Origin of the sequence: Myxococcus guangdongensis (genome assembly GCF_024198255.1) — a bacterium.
Classification (GTDB): Bacteria; Myxococcota; Myxococcia; order Myxococcales; family Myxococcaceae; genus Myxococcus; species Myxococcus guangdongensis.
Genome location: NZ_JAJVKW010000007.1, coordinates 430,467 through 446,903, shown reverse-complemented (window position 1 = coordinate 446,903; position 16,437 = coordinate 430,467). Strand labels below are relative to the sequence as shown.

18 protein-coding genes are annotated in these 16,437 nt (G+C 69.1%); 17 read left to right on the top strand and 1 reads right to left on the bottom strand.

What is annotated here, in order from left to right; genetic code table 11:
• Positions 1-37 precede the first annotated feature (37 nt).
• A complete protein-coding gene (locus LXT21_RS23525) occupies positions 38-604 on the bottom strand; it encodes a hypothetical protein (protein ID WP_254040409.1) in 567 nt (188 codons plus the stop codon).
• A 173-nt stretch (positions 605-777) separates the two neighbouring features.
• Between LXT21_RS23525 and LXT21_RS23520 the strand changes: the two genes are divergently transcribed.
• The 17 genes from LXT21_RS23520 (at position 778) to LXT21_RS23440 (ending at position 16,377) form a co-directional block, all read left to right on the top strand.
• Positions 778-1,593, top strand: a complete 816-nt coding sequence (locus LXT21_RS23520; RefSeq protein WP_254040408.1) for an MlaE family ABC transporter permease — start codon at positions 778-780, stop codon at positions 1,591-1,593.
• The gene (locus tag LXT21_RS23515) at positions 1,593-2,384 is read left to right on the top strand and encodes an ABC transporter ATP-binding protein (RefSeq protein ID WP_407667020.1); all 792 of its coding nucleotides are present in this window, start codon (positions 1,593-1,595) and stop codon (positions 2,382-2,384) included. Before LXT21_RS23520 ends, LXT21_RS23515 begins: the two co-directional genes overlap by 1 nt.
• Positions 2,385-2,483: 99 nt before the next feature.
• The gene (locus LXT21_RS23510) at positions 2,484-4,013 is read left to right on the top strand and encodes an MlaD family protein (RefSeq protein WP_254040407.1); all 1,530 of its coding nucleotides are present in this window, start codon (positions 2,484-2,486) and stop codon (positions 4,011-4,013) included.
• A gap of 111 nt (positions 4,014-4,124) precedes the next feature.
• Complete coding sequence (locus tag LXT21_RS23505) at positions 4,125-5,051, top strand: PfkB family carbohydrate kinase (protein ID WP_254040406.1); 927 nt, start codon at positions 4,125-4,127, stop codon at positions 5,049-5,051.
• Between the two features lie 106 nt (positions 5,052-5,157).
• Positions 5,158-5,511 (top strand): TIGR02266 family protein, encoded by a 354-nt coding sequence (locus tag LXT21_RS23500; RefSeq protein WP_254040405.1) that lies wholly within the window; start codon positions 5,158-5,160, stop codon positions 5,509-5,511.
• 29 nt (positions 5,512-5,540) lie between these two features.
• On the top strand, positions 5,541-6,272 hold the full coding sequence (locus tag LXT21_RS23495; RefSeq protein ID WP_254040404.1) for a metallophosphoesterase family protein: 732 nt from the start codon (positions 5,541-5,543) through the stop codon (positions 6,270-6,272).
• 77 nt (positions 6,273-6,349) lie between these two features.
• Complete coding sequence (locus tag LXT21_RS23490; RefSeq protein WP_254040403.1) at positions 6,350-7,045, top strand: hypothetical protein; 696 nt, start codon at positions 6,350-6,352, stop codon at positions 7,043-7,045.
• A gap of 12 nt (positions 7,046-7,057) precedes the next feature.
• On the top strand, positions 7,058-7,900 hold the full coding sequence (asd, locus tag LXT21_RS23485) for an archaetidylserine decarboxylase (RefSeq protein ID WP_254040402.1): 843 nt from the start codon (positions 7,058-7,060) through the stop codon (positions 7,898-7,900).
• Between the two features lie 26 nt (positions 7,901-7,926).
• Complete coding sequence (gene hisS / locus LXT21_RS23480; protein WP_254040495.1) at positions 7,927-9,195, top strand: histidine--tRNA ligase; 1,269 nt, start codon at positions 7,927-7,929, stop codon at positions 9,193-9,195.
• Between the two features lie 139 nt (positions 9,196-9,334).
• A complete protein-coding gene (locus LXT21_RS23475; protein ID WP_256571889.1) occupies positions 9,335-9,742 on the top strand; it encodes a S24 family peptidase in 408 nt (135 codons plus the stop codon).
• Entirely contained in the window at positions 9,739-10,035 is a 297-nt protein-coding gene (locus LXT21_RS23470; protein ID WP_254040400.1) for a PqqD family protein, read from the top strand. The genes LXT21_RS23475 and LXT21_RS23470 overlap by 4 nt, the downstream gene beginning before the upstream one ends.
• Positions 10,035-10,565 (top strand): hypothetical protein, encoded by a 531-nt coding sequence (locus LXT21_RS23465; protein ID WP_254040399.1) that lies wholly within the window; start codon positions 10,035-10,037, stop codon positions 10,563-10,565. Before LXT21_RS23470 ends, LXT21_RS23465 begins: the two co-directional genes overlap by 1 nt.
• A 1-nt stretch (position 10,566) precedes the next feature.
• Positions 10,567-13,677, top strand: a complete 3,111-nt coding sequence (locus tag LXT21_RS23460; protein WP_254040398.1) for a PQQ-binding-like beta-propeller repeat protein — start codon at positions 10,567-10,569, stop codon at positions 13,675-13,677.
• A complete protein-coding gene (locus LXT21_RS23455) occupies positions 13,674-13,847 on the top strand; it encodes a hypothetical protein (protein ID WP_254040397.1) in 174 nt (57 codons plus the stop codon). The genes LXT21_RS23460 and LXT21_RS23455 overlap by 4 nt, the downstream gene beginning before the upstream one ends.
• On the top strand, positions 13,835-14,731 hold the full coding sequence (locus LXT21_RS23450; protein ID WP_254040396.1) for a hypothetical protein: 897 nt from the start codon (positions 13,835-13,837) through the stop codon (positions 14,729-14,731). Before LXT21_RS23455 ends, LXT21_RS23450 begins: the two co-directional genes overlap by 13 nt.
• Positions 14,724-15,638 (top strand): tRNA (adenosine(37)-N6)-dimethylallyltransferase MiaA, encoded by a 915-nt coding sequence (gene miaA, locus LXT21_RS23445; RefSeq protein WP_254040395.1) that lies wholly within the window; start codon positions 14,724-14,726, stop codon positions 15,636-15,638. The genes LXT21_RS23450 and miaA overlap by 8 nt, the downstream gene beginning before the upstream one ends.
• Positions 15,639-15,786: 148 nt before the next feature.
• Entirely contained in the window at positions 15,787-16,377 is a 591-nt protein-coding gene (locus tag LXT21_RS23440; protein WP_256571888.1) for an HdeD family acid-resistance protein, read from the top strand.
• Positions 16,378-16,437 lie beyond the last annotated feature (60 nt).

Below are 16,437 nucleotides of genomic sequence, written 5' to 3'. Positions count from 1 at the left end.
CGATTCCGCCGAACTTCGCCCTCCAGGCTCTTTCTGGTCAACCCTCGCTGACGGGAGCGTCCTCGGCGGGGGTGTCCAGCGCGGCGGCCTGGGGCTTGTCCGCGGGGCCGGAGGCCTGCCGGACGGGCGGGCTGAAGGTGGGCTTCTCGGTGGGAGCGCCGCCCCGGCCGTGCACCAGCGTCTTGGTGTCCGTGCGGAAGGTGATGTCGAACTTGTCGCCCCGCACCGCCGTCACGAAGCCCACGCCGAACGTCGGGTGCTGGAGGACCTGATCCACCGCGTAGGTGTCCTTGGGGCTGTAGCGGGGCGCGTTGGCGACGTCCTTGCCCGCCAGCTGCTCCTCGAAGGAGATGATGATCTTCTCCGCCTTGGAGATGCCGCTGGACGACGCCCGGCTCGCGCGCGGGGTGCTGCCACTGCTGCTGGAGGACGTGGGGCGGTCCGTGGTGCCCGGAGCCCCGCGGTAGGCGTGGTCCCCGTTGCACGTGTTGCAGCGCACCCGTGCGATCTTCGTTCCCACCATCGCCAGGATGGTGTGCGCGAGGGTGAGCTTGCAGCGGGTGCAGTACGCGTCCACCTCGCCGCCGACCTTTTGAGTTGCCATGTTCGTCTGAGTTCTCGGCCCGGCGCGCCTGACGGGGAGCCGGGCATGAAGGAAAGGGGCGCGGAACATAAACGCAACGCTTCGAAGTGAGGTAGTCCCTTCGTCGTCCGCGCGCACGGGAACACTTCGCTTGTGCCCCCCTTCGCACCACGTAAGAGTAGGCGCCTGAACGCATGACCACGCAGACCCCCAGCAAGCCGGCTCGCGAGCCCGGGATGCTCACCCAGACGGTGACCAGCTTCGGCAAGGGCCTCATCGACGTCGTCAGCTCCATTGGTGGCGTGGTGACGCTGGCCTTCGACGTGGCCCGGTGGAGCGTCCGGCCCCCCTACCGGCTCCACAACCTGTTCGCCCAGCTGGACTTCGTGGGCGTGGGCTCCATCTTCATCGTCGGGTTGACGGGGCTCTTCACGGGCATGGTGTTCGCCCTGCAGACCTCCGAGGCCTTCCGCATGTTCGACGCGGAGAGCCTGGTGGGCCCCACGGTGGCGCTGACCCTGACGCGGGAGCTGGCGGCGGTGTTCTCCGCGCTGATGGTCACCATGCGGGCGGGCTCCGCCATGTGCACCGAGCTGGGCACCATGCGCGTCACCGAGCAGGTGGACGCCCTGGAGACCATGGCCGTCAACCCGGTCCAGTACCTGCTGGTCCCCCGGGTGCTGGCCGGCCTGTTCATGGTCCCCATGCTCACCATGTTGTTCAACACGACGGGCATGTCGGGCGCGTACTTCGTCGCGGTGGGCGGGCTGGGCATCTCCCCGGGCACGTTCCTGACCCGCACCCAGGCGTGGCTGGAGCCGGCGGACGTGTACGAGGGTGTCATCAAGGGCGCGGTCTTCGGCCTCTCGGTGGCGCTCATCTGTTGCTACAAGGGCTTCAACGCCTCGGGCGGCGCCAAGGGCGTCGGTCAGGCGACGACGGAGGCGATGGTGGCGAGCGCGCTGTCCATCTTCATCCTCGATTTCCTCGTGGGCATCGTGATGCACTGATGGCTGCCTCCGGTCCTCCTCCGCGTCCCGACGCCGGCGCGTCCACGAAGCCGATGATTCAAATCGTGGACCTGCAGAAGACGTTCGGTGAGAACAAGGTGCTCACCGGCATCAACCTCTCCGTGCCGCAAGGCAGCACGTGCGTCATCCTCGGGGGCTCCGGCTCCGGGAAGACGGTGCTGATGAAGCACATGATCGGCCTGCTCCGCCCGGACAGCGGCCAGGTGGTCATCGATGGGGAGGACATCGTCCCCATGGGTGTCGAGGACCTGCAGCGGGTGCGCAACAAGTTCGGCATGGTGTTCCAGGCCGCGGCCCTGTTCGACTCGATGACGGTGTTCGAGAACGTGGCCTTCCCGCTGCGCCAGCACACGAAGCTGTCCGAGGACGCGCTGTACGCCAAGGTCCGCGCCAAGCTGGACCTGATGGACCTGAAGCGGGAGGTGGAGTCGAAGTTCCCCTCGGACCTGTCGGGCGGCATGCGCAAGCGCGTGGGCCTGGCGCGGGCGGTGGTGCTGGACCCGAAGATCGTCCTCTACGACGAGCCGACCACGGGCCTGGACCCCATCACCACGGACTCCGTGGACGAGATGATCCTCGCGGCTCAAAAGGGGCTGGGCGTCACCAGCGTGGTCATCAGCCACGACATCTCCTCCGCCTTCAACGTGGCGGACCAGATCGCCTTCCTGTCCAAGGGCGTCATCGTGGAGAACGGCACCCCGGAGCAGCTGCGCATGTCCCAGCACCCCGCGGTGAAGGTGTTCCTGGAGACGTGGTTCGGGAAGAATTGACAGGGTCGCCCCCGCCGGGTCCGGTTTCAGGAAAATGTGGCACTCCGGATGCAAAACGTTAGAGTCGCGCCCGGCCGGTCGCCCTCGGAGTCACATCAGGTGAAGAAGCTCGTTACGCCTTTCCGTGTTGGCCTGCTGGTCATCGCCGCGGGGGCCTTTTTCGTCGGCTTCGTGCTGTTCGCGCGCGAGGGCGGCCTGAGCGACAGTGACTCCACGCGCGTCTGGGCCTACTTCCGGGATGCCTCCGGCCTCGCGGTGCGCGGGCGCGTGCAGATCGCCGGCATCCGGGTGGGAGAGATTGACGACATCGTCCTGGAGGGCACGCGGGCGCGGGTGTTCCTGAAGATCCGCAACGACGTGGACCTCCGGGAGGACGCGGTCCTCACCAAGCGCTCGGAGTCGCTCCTGGGCGACTACCTGCTGGACTTGAACCCCGGCACGGAGAACGCGCCCAAGCTGGAGTCGCAGGGGCAGATCCGCCGCGTCATCGACAGCCAGGGCATGGAGGCCATCTTCGAGTCGCTGTCGCAGATCACCTCCGACATCCAGCAGGTGACGGGCGCGCTGCGCGAGGTGCTCGGTGGTGAGCGCGGCGCGGGCTCGCTCCAGCGCATCGTGGAGAACCTGGTGCGGTTGTCGGACTCGGTGGACGCCACCGTGCGCCGCAACGCGGACCGCCTGGACGTCATCCTGGCCAACTTCGAGGGCGTGTCGTCCGACGTGCGGACGATTACCCAGAGCAACCAGGCCGACGTGGGCCGCATCGTCGACAACATCGAGTTCATCACCCGCGACGTCCGCGAGGTGCTCGCCAGCGTCAAGAACATCGTCGGCAGCGGGGAAGGGGACTTCAAGGAGAGCGTCGCCAGCCTCAAGCAGACGCTCACCAAGCTGGACAACTCCCTGGGCAACCTCGAGGAGATCACCCAGAAGGTGAAGGACGGCGAGAGCACCGCCGGCATGCTGCTCACCGACGAGAGCGTGGGCCGCGAGGTGCGCGAGACGGTGCGCGACGTGTCCAACCTGGTCTCCCGCCTCACGGAGCTCCAGACGGAGGTGGGCATCCAGAGCACCTACCTGGCCGCGCAGGGCCGCTCGAAGAACATGCTGTCCCTGCGCCTCATCCCCCGGCCGGACAAGTACTACCTGCTGGAGATTGTCGACGACCCGCGCGGCACCGTCACCACCCAGGTGGTGCAGACCAACCCGCCGTCGGAGGGCGACCCGGTCATCCAGACCCAGAAGGTGACCAAGGAGAGCCTGAAGATCAGCGCCCAGTTCGCCAAGCGCTGGTACTTCACCACCCTGCGCGTGGGTCTCATCGAGTCCACCGGCGGCGTGGGCGCGGACCTGCACCTGTTCGACGACGCGCTGACCTTGAAGATGGACGCCTTCAACTTCGCGGCGGACGAGCTGCGCTACCCCCGGCTGCGCGCCACGCTGCGGGCCCAGGCCTTCGACCACCTCTTCGTCGTTGCGGGCATGGACGACATGCTCAACGCGCAGCAGCGCGACGTCGTCACCCAGCGGCTCATCGCCGGCCGCGACTTCTTCGTGGGCGGTGGCCTGTTCTTCACCGACGACGACTTGAAGGCCATCATCACGGCCACCGGCCTGCCCACGCCGTGAGCGTCGTCAGCGCGCGGCGAGCTTGACGCCGGCCGTGAAACCACGTACCCGGCATGGGCACGGGGTCCTGGTGGGAAGCCGTGCTTTCTCGGCCATTTCCAGGAAGCTCGCATGTCCCTGCTCGTCGTCGGCTCCGTCGCATTGGACTCGGTGGAAACCCCCTTCGGACAGAAGGAGGATGTCCTCGGCGGTTCCGCCACGTTCTTCTCCACGTCGGCGTCGTTCTTCTCCCCCGTGCGCGTCGTCGCCGTGGTGGGTGAGGACTTCCCCGAGGCCCACGTCAGCTTCCTCAAGGGCCGCGGCATCGACCTGGAGGGCCTGACCCGCGAGTCCGGCCGCACCTTCCGCTGGAAGGGCCGCTACGGCTACGAGCTGAACGAGGCGAAGACGCTCGACACCCAGCTCAACGTCTTCCAGACCTTCTCGCCGGACCTGCCGGCGTCCTACCGCGACACGCCCTACGTCTTCCTGGGCAACATCCACCCGGAGCTCCAGGCGCGCGTGGTGGACCAGGTCCGCGACCCCAAGCTGGTGGCCGCGGACACGATGAACTTCTGGATCCAGGGCAGCCGCGACGCGCTGCTCAAGACGCTCCAGCGGGTCAACCTGCTCTTCGTCAACGACGCGGAGGCGCGGCAGCTGGCCGGCGAGCACAACGTGGTGAAGGCCGCCCGCGCCATCCTCGGCATGGGCCCCCAGCGCGTGGTGGTGAAGCGCGGTGAGTACGGCGCGCTCCTCTTCGAGAAGGACCACGTCTTCGCCTGCCCGGCCTTCCCGCTGGCCGAGGTCTTCGACCCCACGGGCGCCGGAGACACCTTCGCGGGTGGCTTCATGGGCACCGTGGCCACCGCGGCGTCCGGGGTGGACTCGGCCGTCCTGCGCCGCGCCATGGTCATGGGCAGCGTCATGGCGTCCTTCACGGTGGAGAAGTTCAGCCTGGAGCGCCTGCGGGACGTCACCAAGCCGGAGATCCACGCCCGTTTCACGGAGTTCAAGAAGCTGACCCACTTCGAGGACCTGGGGCCGCTGAAGCGCTGAGCGGCGGGCGGGCAGGGTGGGGTCCGGCCTCACCCACGAACTTGACGGTGGATTCAGGCCGTCCCTAGGCTTTCCTCCTTTTTGGGTGCTCGGGGAAGGAAGAGGGTTGAGCGATAACCGAAAGTCCGCGCGGGTGCCGACCTTGCTTCGCTGTTGGTGCGAGACCGACAATGTCACCCTGTACGCGCGCATCACCAACCTGAGCGAGGGTGGCCTGTTCCTGCGGACGAGCACGCCGCTGAAGCGAGGGGCGAAGGCGGTGCTCCGGCTGACCCCGGGGGATGATCCCGAGGTGCAGACGGCGGCCACGGTGGTATGGCTGCGGGAAGAGGAGGACCGGGCCTACCCGCCGGGGATGGGCCTGCGGTTCGAGTCGGTGGACGCGGAAACCCTGGGACGGCTCCGGCGGATTATCTCTCAGCAGCAGAAGAACCCCGTGAAGGCGGTCTGGGCCGGCTGAGTGCCGGGCTCCCACCAGCCGAGGCATCCATGCGCATCGCCGTCATCTCCGACATCCACTCCAACATCGAGGCGCTCACCGAGGTGCTGCGGGTCTGCGAGCAGCAGAAGGTGGACCGCATCGTGTCCCTGGGTGACATCGTCGGATACGGCGCGTCGCCGAATCCCTGCTGTGAGCTGGTGCGCTCGGTGGCGGAGGTGACGCTGCTGGGCAACCACGACGCCGCCGTCGCGGGGCGGATGGACTACTCGTACTACTACGACGCCGCCCGGCACGCGCTGGACTGGTCCGCCAACGTCCTCACGGACGAGAACATGGCCTGGCTGCGCAGCCTGCCGTACACGTACCGCATCGGCGAGGTGGGCTTCTGCCACGGCTCGCCCATCGACCCGAAGGCGTACGAGTACATCTTCGCGCTCGAGCAGGCGCGGGAGCTGACGCCCTACGTGGAGGAGCTGCCCGAGGTGACGTTCATCGGGCACAGCCACCTGTGCCGCGCGTTCGCCATCGGCAATGGCGAGGTGAACGACGTGGTGGCCCAGAAGTTCGGCATCCGCAAGGGCTACAAGTACATCATCTCCGTGGGCAGCGTGGGCCAGCCGCGCGACTACGACAACCGGGCCTGCTTCGTCATCTGCGACACGGACGCGCGCACGGTGGAGTACCTCCGGGTGGAGTACGACATCGAGACGGCGGCGCAGAAGATCTTCGACGCGGACCTGGCGCTCAATTTCGGCAAGCGACTGTTCCTCGGCGTTTGACGCACCGCCTTCGGAAAACTGTGCACGGGCCGGGGGACATGAAATAAACCGGGTCCGTGCGCCCCCAGGTCCTCCGAGTGTCCCTCCGGCCCTTCGCGGCCCTGCTGTCCTCCCTCCTGTTGCTGCTGTCGGCCTGCCGCCGCGAGCCGCAGCCGTCGTCGCCGGAGTATCAGCAGGCCACGCGCCAGTTCCGCGAGCTGTACGCGCAGAAGCTGGATGAGGCCTACCTGGACCCGCAGATGGGTCCCATCGAGGCGCAGCTCCAGCGCGTGCCGCAGGACAGCCTGGACGCCCCTTCCGCGCAGGAGCTGCTCCAGCGCATCCAGCGCGAGCGCACCCGCATGCAGGCCGAGGTCGCCGCGCGCCAGAAGGCCGTGGCCAGCGCCCGCGAGATTCCGCCCGGCGCGCCCTCCACCACGCTGGCGCCCCCGCCGCCGCCTCCTCCTGCGGAGCCCGCCGACGCGGGTCCCCCGGACGCGGGTCCCATCAGCGGTCCCCAGGTCGGCTCTCCGGCGAGCGAGCTGGTGGCTGGCTTCCGCGGCTGCTTCAAGCGCGGCACGCCCATCGACGTGGAGGGGCGGGGCATCCGGGACGCGTGGGAGATGACCGACAGCACGGCCTGCCGCCTGGAGTACCCGGGCCACGTGGGCACGGTGCTGCTGACCGAACAAGGTCGGGTCCTGATGTTGTTGCCCAAGAGCTCCGTGACGACGGTGACGCGGACGCTGGACGCTGGGACCGTGCCCCCCGCGGGGACGGACGCCGGCCGTTAGTCAAAGACGCCCATGAACGACCAGACCTTCATGAAGTTGATGCGCCTGTTGCCCAAGTCGGCCCTGTCGACGGTGGTGGGCATGGCCACTCGAGCCCCGCTGCCCGCGCCCGTGCACCAGGCGGCCATGCGCGCGTTCGCCCGCTCCTACAACGTGGACATGGCGGAGGCCGAGCACCCCATCGAGCACTACCCGACGTTCGCCCAGTTCTTCACGCGCGGCCTGAAGACGGGGCTGCGCCCCATCGACGCGGACGCGAAGTCCGTGGTGTCGCCGGTGGACGGCCGCGTGTCGCAGGTGGGCTACTCGGACCTGGGCCGGTGCCTGCAGGCCAAGGGCATCGAGTACACGGTGGACGAGCTGTTGGGTGACGCCGAGGTGGCGAAGCCGTTCCACGGTGGCGCCTGGACGACCATCTACCTGTCGCCGCGGGACTATCACCGCATCCACTCGCCGCTCGCGGGCACCATCACCGGCTATGCGTACATCCCCGGTGAGTTCTGGCCGGTGAACCCGGCGTCGGTGCTCAACAAGCAGTCCCTGTTCTGCGTGAACGAGCGGCTGGTGACGTACCTGGAGACGCCCGCGGGCAAGTGCGCCGTGGTGAAGGTGGGCGCCACGTGCGTGTCGCGCATCAAGGCGGCGTACGACGACGTCACCACGCACACGGGCCAGCCGGGCAAGGTGCACCGCTATCAAGAGGGCTACAAGGTGGAGAAGGGCGGCGAGCTGGGCCGCTTCGAGATGGGCTCCACCGTCATCCTGCTGTTCGAACCGGGCCGCGTGAAGTGGGACCCGGTGCTGCAGGAGGACGCCGTGCTGCGGTTGGGCCAGCGCATCGGAGTGGTGCCGTGAGTCAGACGCTCGCCGCCGTGAAGGGCATGAATGATCTCCTGCCAGGGGAGATTGAAATCTGGCAGCACGTGGAGGGGCTGGCCCGGGAGCTGTTCGGGCGCTTCGGCTACGGGGAGATCCGCACGCCCATGGTGGAGGACACCGCGCTCTTCGTGCGCAGCGTGGGCGAGGAGACGGACATCGTCGGCAAGGAGATGTACACCTTCGACGACAAGGGGGGCCGCAGCCTGTCCTTGCGTCCCGAGGGCACGGCCCCGGCGGCGCGCGCGTACATCGAGCACTCCATGCTGAACCAGGAGCCGCTGACGCGCTGGTTCTACACGGGGCCGATGTTCCGGTACGAGCGGATGAAGACGGGCCGCTACCGGCAGTTCTATCAAGTCGGCGCGGAGGCCTACGGCTCGAAGGAGCCGGCCCAGGACGTCGAGGTGATGGACATGGTGGCCCAGTTCCTCCAGGCGCTCGGGCTCCAGGACATCGCGCTCAACCTCAACTCGCTGGGGGACGAGGCCTGTCGGCCCGCGTACCACGCGAAGCTGGTGGAGTACCTCAAGGCGCACATCGAGGAGCTGTGCGGCGACTGTCACCGCCGCATGGAGACCAACCCGCTGCGCGTGCTCGACTGCAAGAACCCCAAGTGCCAGGAGGTCGCCGGCAAGGGGCCCAACGTGCTCGAGTTCCTGTGCGAGCCGTGCAAGGCGCACTTCGACGACGTGCAGCGCAAGCTGACGGCGCTGGACATCAAGTACGTCGTCAACCCGCGCATGGTCCGCGGCCTGGACTACTACACGCGCACCGTCTTCGAGTTCATCGCCTCTCACCCGGCGCTCGGCACCGCGAGCACGGTGGGCGGCGGTGGCCGCTACGACAAGCTGGTGAAGAGCCTGGGCGGACCGGACGTGCCCGCCGTGGGTTTCGCGTGCGGTCTGGATCGGCTGGTGCTGCTGCTGAAGGAAGGCACCCGGAAGTTCGGCGCGTCACCGGACCTGTTCATCGCGGTGGCGGACCCGGGCTCGCAGGACACGGCCTTCACCCTGGCCAGCAAGCTGCGGCGCGAGGGCCTGCGCGTCGACTTCGACACCCGAGGGGGCAGCCTCAAGAGCCAGATGAAGCGCTCCGACAAGAGCGGGGCCCGCTTCACGCTCGTGCTGGGTGAGCAGGAGCGCACCTCGGGCGAGGCGAAGCTCAAGCGGATGGCGGATGGCTCGTCCATCCCCGTGAAGCTGGACGCCATCGCCGCCGCAGTGCGTGAGCATTCGGCCGTCGAGGTGGTGCAGCGCATCATCAAGACATGATGTATCAGTCAGGGATTTTGTTGAATCCCTGACATCCCGCTGAGTCCCGGAGGTGCTCTGTAACCTCCGGGAAATTCAGGGAGAAGTCCGGGCGACTCAGTCGCGTGACCTTGGCTGGTGCGGTAGACTTCCGCCGTCAATGTCGAGTGAGTCCCCCAACTCCGCTCCGCCTCGGGCCTTGCGCTGGATTCCCGTTCGGGGAGACAGCATGTGGCCGTCATTGCGGGATGGAGACGTGGCGGGGGTCGAGCCGCTGTCTCGCGAGCCGCGCCTCGGTGAGGTGGTGCTGGCGCGGTTCGACGAAGCGCTGGTGCTCCATCGGGTGTGCGCGGTGCGCGAGGGCGTGCTGTCGCTGCGTGGGGACAACGCCGCGGGGGAGGATCCTCCCATCGCCGCGTCGCGAATCCTCGGGTGCGTGGCGCGCGTGCGAAGGCGCGGCGTGGAGCTGGGCTCGGCGTGGGATGGCGGGCCGTCGCGGCTGGGGCGGCTGCGCGCCGTGGTGCGTGGGCGGGTGGCGCGGTGGTTGGGGCGGGGAGGGCGCGCATGAGCGGCGACTTCGGAGGGGACAGTCATCCCCGGCGTCGCGCGGGCGCGGAGGGGCAGCGCTTCGGCGCGGACTTCCTGCTGCTGGACGCGGAGGGCCGCACGCTGCGGGGCCTCAACGCGACGGCGGTGCGAATCTGGGAGCTCAGTGACGGGACGCGCTCGGCGCGCTCGGTGGCCGAGGTGGTGGCCCGTGAGTTCTCCATGGACGTGGGCGCGGTGCTCGCGGACACGTTGCGGTTTCTGACGGAACTGGCCCGCATGGGCCTCATCGAAGAGCTTCAGGAGGTACGGTGATGCGAGCGCGCATTGCGGGCTTCTCGGCGGCGGCGTTGCTGCTGGCGGCCTGTACGGAGGGCGGCGTGGCGCCCAAGGTGTCGGACTGGACGGACGCGCCTTCTCGGGAGGTGCCGCCGGTGGCTCCGACGGATGTGCTGGGCGAGGAGGACGTGGCGGCCCGGCCCCCCGCGGCGGAGGTGCCCGTCGTCGGTGAGCCGATGCCCGCGCCCCTGACAGGGCATGCCGAGGTGGTGGAGGGGGGCTCGCGAGGCCTGTCCGACGTGTCCCAGGTGGACGTGGACCTGACGCTCACGGGCGTGCGCAACAAGGGCACGGTGGAGGTGGAGTTCGTGTCACCCGCCGGCCACCCGTACGAGCGACGGACGACGGTGGTGGTGGCGAAGCCGGAGGTGACGAGGACACTGCGCTTCTCGCTGCCCGTGGCCGGGACGACGGTGGCCACCTCCGCCATGCATGGCACCTGGCAGGTGCGCTTCCTCTTCGACGGGGCGCCGCTGACCACGGCCGCCTTCACCCTGGAGCCGTGACGTGAGCCCCGCCCCCATGAAGTCCGTCCACGCCCGCCTCGCCGCGCTGTTCGCCGCGCTGGTGCTGCCCTCGGCCGCGCTGGCGCAGAGCACCACGCGCGCCGCCGTCTTCACCACGCTCCCCGGACCGGGGGATGCGGTGGCCACCGTGGTGATGGACGAGGTGTCCGAGCTGCGCGTCCAGGTGCGCAACAACACGCGCGCCAACTCGCCGCAGTTCCGTCCCATCAACCAGGTCAACTTCGTGCTGCCCACGGGGTACACGCTGTTGGAGAGCCCCGCGCCCGATGGATGGATCGCCACCCACAACGTGGCGACGCGCAACGTCCGCTACAACCTCCCGGTCAACTGCGCGGGCGCGGATGCCGGGTTGATGTACAACGAGACGGCGACCTTCACGCTGCGGATGATTCCGAACATCAGCGCGACGAACGCCACGGGGCAGCAGTTCACGACGGCGCTCTCCGCGCACGAGGCGTGCGGCAACCTGTCGTTCGGCACCAATCGCACCGCGGACGCCGCGGAGTGGCAGCGCGTGGGCCTGTCGACCCGCGTGGACATCACCCCGCGCGCGATGGGAGTGGGGGAGGACCTCACCGCGCGCCTGGTCATCGAGAACCGCACCTCCACCGCGAACCAGACCAACATCACGGCCGAGGGCCCGAGCGCGGGCGCGGGTGGCGTGACGTACCAGGTCGTCGAGGTGCAGCCCGGGAACTTCGCGGTGACCATCCCCCAGCGCGGGGCGGGAATCCTCGTCGCGAGGGCCACGACGCTGACGGCTGGAACCATGGTGGCGAGCGTCCGCGGGCGCAACGGCTCGGCCTCCGTCACGTCGAACGTCGCGGACACGCCCATGGTGAACGTGGGGCCGCTGGCCGCCGCGGGCGACGTGGACAGCACCCAGGCCTTCACGGGGGACACGGTCAAGGTCCGCCTGAGCGTCACCAACTCGTCGCCCACGAGCTCGTATCTGAACGTGACGCCTCGGGCGCCGGTGCTGGTCGGCTCGGCGCAGGCGGTGCTCGCGTCGGGTCCCAGCCCGGCCAGCGTGGCGCGGCTGGCGCCGGGGGCCTCCGCGCACTTCATCTGGAGCTACACCGTCACCGGCGAGGAGTTCTCCTCCTATGCGTTCGATGTCCAGGCGGACGCGACGCTGAACGGCGCCACGGTCTCGACGCCGGTGGTGCGCTCGGCCGAGGGCCGTGTCGTCAGGCACCGGGTGATTGCCAGCCCGTCGGTGCTGGTGCCCGGACAGGGCAACCAGACGGTGACGTACACCGTGCAGAACCGGGGCACGATGCCGCTCGACGAGGTCAAGCTGCTCCGGCCGCCGGTGAACTTCTTCGCCATCAATGGCAACCCGCCCGCGCCCTCTGGGTGGATGGTCTATTACGACACGGCCTCGGCGAGCTACACGTGGCTGGCGCTGCTGAACTCCGTTCGCATCATGCCCAACCAGGAGCGCACCTTCACGGTGACGTACTCCGCGGTGGGCAACGTCACCGCGCCCACCGCGTTCCGTCACCGCGTGCACCTCCCGGGGGCCTACGCGTCGGACGCCTCCGCTCGCATCGAGACGCCGATGGTGCTCGCCACGGGCCTGGCGCCGGAGGTCGAGCGCCTCACCGCGGTGGCTCGTGATGCCAGCGTGACGGTGACATGGGACAACCCCTCGGTGCACAACGGGGTGCTCATCCTGCGCTCGGTGGGGGCCGCGCCCAACACGGCGCCCGTCGCGGGCCGGACGTATGCGGCGGGTGCGACGCTGGGCAACGCCACCGTCGTCTTGTCGGAGTCGTTCAGTGCGGCGACGTCCTTCACGGACACGAGCGTCGTCAACGGCACGACGTACTACTACCGCGTCTACAACTCGGATGACGTGGGGCTGTACTCGGCGGGCAATCGCCCCACGGCCTCGGTGGCGCTGCTGGCCACGCCCCGGGCTCCCGTGGGCTCTGCGCCTCTGTGGTGCTACTCGGTGGGCCTGGACGCGCGGCTCCAGCCGATCACCGAGCTGGGCGTGGGCATCTTCAGCTCCTTCAATGACTCGGTCGTCGCCAACCTGACGAACGTCACGAACCCCTCCGAGGATGGCGCGGAGCGCTGGCGTCCGCTGCCCCTGTCGGGGCTCATCGGCAGCCGCTTCCCGGTGGTGCCGCTCAACGGCCTGGCGGGTCAGTACATCCTCACGGCGGACCAGAGCGGCGTGGCCTATGCGCTCAACGCCACCACGGGCACGGTGCTGTGGCGCTGGAACAACAACGGCTCGCCCATCGGCACCATCCAGTCGTTCCCGGTGACGCAGCTCCACGACTACGCGAACGCGGCGTACAAGGCCGCGCGTCCGAACACGGACCTGGCGTTCTTCGCGACGCGGCTGGCGAACGCCGCGCAGAACCGCGTGGTCGCGCTCAACGCGCGGACGGGCGTGCCTGTCTTCACGTACCAGCCGGGAGACCTGGGCATGGTGAGCGGCGGCATGGTGGTCGACTACACCACCAACCGGCTGTTCATCGGCGCGAAGGCGAACGGCGCCGCGGCCACGTTCCGCGTGCTCAACACGCTCAACGGCGCCGAGGTGGGGCGCCTGTCGCTGGGGGATCTGGAGCACAGCCTGGTGCGCAACGGCGTGGCGAATCAGATCTTCGCGACGAACAGCGACGGCGTGGTGCATGCCGTCGACGGCAACACCCTGCAAGCCGTGTGGAATGTGAGTGTGGGGACCCGGCCCTCGCCGAGCACGCCCGCGTTCACCAGCTTCGTGCGCCCGCTCGGCGGCGGCTTCGTGGCGAGTCTGGCCAGTGGCGCGGTGGAGTTCTGGGACTACTCGGCGCCCGGCGCGCCGTCGCCCACGCGCGTGTGGACCACGCCCATCGCGAACCCGTCCGGGACGTTCACCCTCAACCAGGCCGGCGTGGTCCGCATCTACGCGGGCAGCTCCGATGGCCGCGTGCACCAGCTCGAGATGATTGCTGGCGTGGACTCCGGCCAGGTTGCTATCGGTGGCACGCAGCTCATCGGCACGCCGACCATCGACACCACTGTCTCCCGACTGCACGTCGGCTCTCAGGACGGCCGCATCTGCGCCTTCCCGGTACCGTTCCCGTGAACAATCCCTCGACCCCCTCGGCCACGCAGTCCCCGGCGGTGGAGACGTCTTCGGCGTCCGCTGCCACGCCTCGCTACGAGGCGCCCGCCATCCTGTGGGAGCAGCCCTTCGTCGCGCTCGCGGCGATGTCCCAGTGCAACATCCCCGGCGAGTCGGAGTGCACGCCCTGAGCTCGTCGGGAGCCGGCCCGTCCGGTCCCCGGCGCTCGGGCCGCCTCAATGATTCGCAGGAGACGTCCGGCCCCTGGCTCACGCTGGCGGGCTGGACGGTGGGACTTCATGTTCCAGAAGCCCGCGTCCAGGAGCTGCTCCGGCGCTCGCTCGCGGGCTTCATCGTCGACGAGCCTCCGGTGGGGGCTCGCGCCTCCCGGTTGGAGGTGCGTCCGCCCGAAGTGCCGTCCGCGGAGCCGGTGACGCGCGAGATTCCCAGACCCTGGCGCGCGGAGGATGGCGTGCTGGTGCTCGAGGGTGAGGACTACTCGGCCCGCATCGATGCGAGTGGCGCGCGAGGCACGGTGGTGGGCGCGGGGCGGTTCCCCGTGGAGGTGGTCCTTCGCGTGATGCTGGCGGCGGAGCTTGCCCGGCGTGGAGGCCTGTTGGTGCACGGCGTGGGGCTCGTCCATGACGGGGTCGCGGCGCTGTTCACGGGGCACTCGGGCGCTGGCAAGAGCACGCTGGGGGGGCTGTGGATGGGGGCGGGGGAGTCACTGCTCTCGGACGAGCTGGTCGCGATATGGCCGGAGTCCCCTGGGACGTGGCGGGCCGCCGGGACGCCGTGGAACGTGGGCTTCCCTGGTGAGGCGAGGCTGGGGGCGGTGGGGACGCTGGCGTGGGATTCGAGCTCACGGTGGGAGCGTCAGGGTGGGGGAGAGACGGGGCGGATGCTGGTGCACAATGTGTTGCTGCCCGAGGCTTCCCCGGCGGGCAGGGCCGCGATGCTGGCGTCCGCGGGACGGTTGTTGTCCGAGGTAGAGTCCGCGCGGTTGGTGTTCTCGCGGGACGACTCCGCTGTCACCGTGGTGAGGGCTGCGTTGGGAGCATCGCGACATGGGTGAGGGGCCGGTGTTGACGGTGGTCGCGGGGCCGACGGCATCTGGGAAGACGGCGCTGGGCATCGAGCTGGCGCGCCGCCTGGGTGCGGAGATTGTCAGCGCCGACTCGCAGCAGGTGTACCGGCACTTCGACATCGGCACCGCGAAGCCCTCCGTGGAGGAGCTCGCGGCGGTGCCGCACCACCTGCTGTCCGTGGTGGACCCTCAGGAGTCGTTCTCGGCCGCCGAGTACCAGCGCCGCGCGGACGCGGCCATCGCGGACATCACGGACCGTGGGCGGCCTGTCGTCGTCGTGGGCGGGACGGGGCTGTACCTGCGCATCCTGCTGCATGGCGTGGTGGAGGCTCCGGGGGCGCTCCCCGCGCTGCGTGCCGAGATGGAGGCGCTCGCGGCCGAGCAGGGACGGGAGGCCGTTCACCGAAGGCTGGCGGCGGTGGACCCGGAGACGGCCGCGAAGCTACCGGCCCAGGACCTGGTGCGAGTCGTCAGGGCGCTGGAGATCCACGCGCAGACGGGCGTGCCCGCCTCGGAGTTCCGCAAGGCCCACGCCTTCCTCCCGGACCGATATCCCTTCCGCCTGTTCGTCCTGGAGCCTCCTCGCGAGGACCTGTACACGCGCATCAACGCACGCACCGAGGCCATGTTCGCCGCGGGGTTGGTGGACGAGGCGCGCGCGTTGATGGAGCGGGGTTACGCGGAGGCGGCCCCCATGCGCAGCGTGGGCTACGTGCAGGCGCGCGCGGTGGTGGAGGGACGCATGAGCGTCGCGGAGGCCATTCACGACACGGCGCAGGAGACCCGCCGGTACGCCAAGCGTCAGCTCACCTGGTTCCGGAAGGAGGTGGGCGCCGTCTTCGTCCAGCCTCCGTATGCCGCGCTCCGCGACTTCGCGCCGCGGTCACCCGGGTGAGGCCTCGGTGTCTCGGACCCTGTAGGTGGAGCCTGCCTCCAAGGGAGAGACGAGGAGGGGAGGGGACGGGAAGGCGCGATGTTGTCCCCATGACGTGAGGCACCCATGTTCGCCGCTGAATCCTTTCTCGACGCGGGAGCGGAGCGACATGGAGACACAGTTCAGACGTGACACCCTCTCAGGCGAAGGGGGAAGAGCTGCCTCGGCGGCTTGGGGTCCTCCCTTCGTCCTCGGCGTGCTGATGGCGATTCTGGGCCTGGTGGCGCTGGGGTCCTCGTTCATCACCAGCCTGGTCTCCGTCATCCTCTTCGGCGCGCTGCTCGCGGGGACTGGCATCGCGGAGATCGTCTCGTCCTTCCGCGTGCGGAAGTCGGGCGGACCGTTCTGGCTCTACCTGCTCAACGGTGTGCTCTCCACCGTGGTCGGCATCTTCGTCCTGATGAAACCCGCCGCGGGCCTGGGGGCGCTGACGCTCCTGCTCGCGGGGTACTTCTTCGCGAGCGGCATCTTCCACGTGGTGACGTCGCTGATGGACCGCTATCCGAGGTGGGGCTGGGACTTCGCCTATGGCGCCATCTCCATCGCGCTGGGCGTCATCGTGATGGCCCAGTGGCCCATCTCCGCGGTGTGGCTGGTGGGCACCCTGGTGGGAATCTCCATCCTCATGCGCGGCATCGCGCTCATGGCGGGCTCCCTGGAACTGCGTCGCGCGATGCGCGGCGCCACCGTCTCGTCCTGAGACCCGACACGCCGAATCTCAATCGAAAGGGCACGGTGACCTCCCGGTCGCCGTGCCCTC

Bases quoted from the DNA above. Each gene is read 5' to 3' on its own strand.
- miaA (WP_254040395.1), top strand. From the start codon at position 14,724: ATGGGTGAGGGGCCGGTGTTGACGGTGGTCGCGGGGCCGACGGCATCT.
- asd (WP_254040402.1), top strand. From the start codon at position 7,058: ATGAACGACCAGACCTTCATGAAGTTGATGCGCCTGTTGCCCAAGTCG.
- LXT21_RS23470 (WP_254040400.1), top strand. From the start codon at position 9,739: ATGAGCGGCGACTTCGGAGGGGACAGTCATCCCCGGCGTCGCGCGGGC.
- LXT21_RS23525 (WP_254040409.1), bottom strand. From the start codon at position 604: ATGGCAACTCAAAAGGTCGGCGGCGAGGTGGACGCGTACTGCACCCGC.
- LXT21_RS23495 (WP_254040404.1), top strand. From the start codon at position 5,541: ATGCGCATCGCCGTCATCTCCGACATCCACTCCAACATCGAGGCGCTC.
- hisS (WP_254040495.1), top strand. From the start codon at position 7,927: ATGAATGATCTCCTGCCAGGGGAGATTGAAATCTGGCAGCACGTGGAG.
- LXT21_RS23520 (WP_254040408.1), top strand. From the start codon at position 778: ATGACCACGCAGACCCCCAGCAAGCCGGCTCGCGAGCCCGGGATGCTC.
- LXT21_RS23475 (WP_256571889.1), top strand. From the start codon at position 9,335: ATGTCGAGTGAGTCCCCCAACTCCGCTCCGCCTCGGGCCTTGCGCTGG.
- LXT21_RS23515 (WP_407667020.1), top strand. From the start codon at position 1,593: ATGGCTGCCTCCGGTCCTCCTCCGCGTCCCGACGCCGGCGCGTCCACG.
- LXT21_RS23465 (WP_254040399.1), top strand. From the start codon at position 10,035: ATGCGAGCGCGCATTGCGGGCTTCTCGGCGGCGGCGTTGCTGCTGGCG.
- LXT21_RS23440 (WP_256571888.1), top strand. From the start codon at position 15,787: ATGGAGACACAGTTCAGACGTGACACCCTCTCAGGCGAAGGGGGAAGA.
- LXT21_RS23505 (WP_254040406.1), top strand. From the start codon at position 4,125: ATGTCCCTGCTCGTCGTCGGCTCCGTCGCATTGGACTCGGTGGAAACC.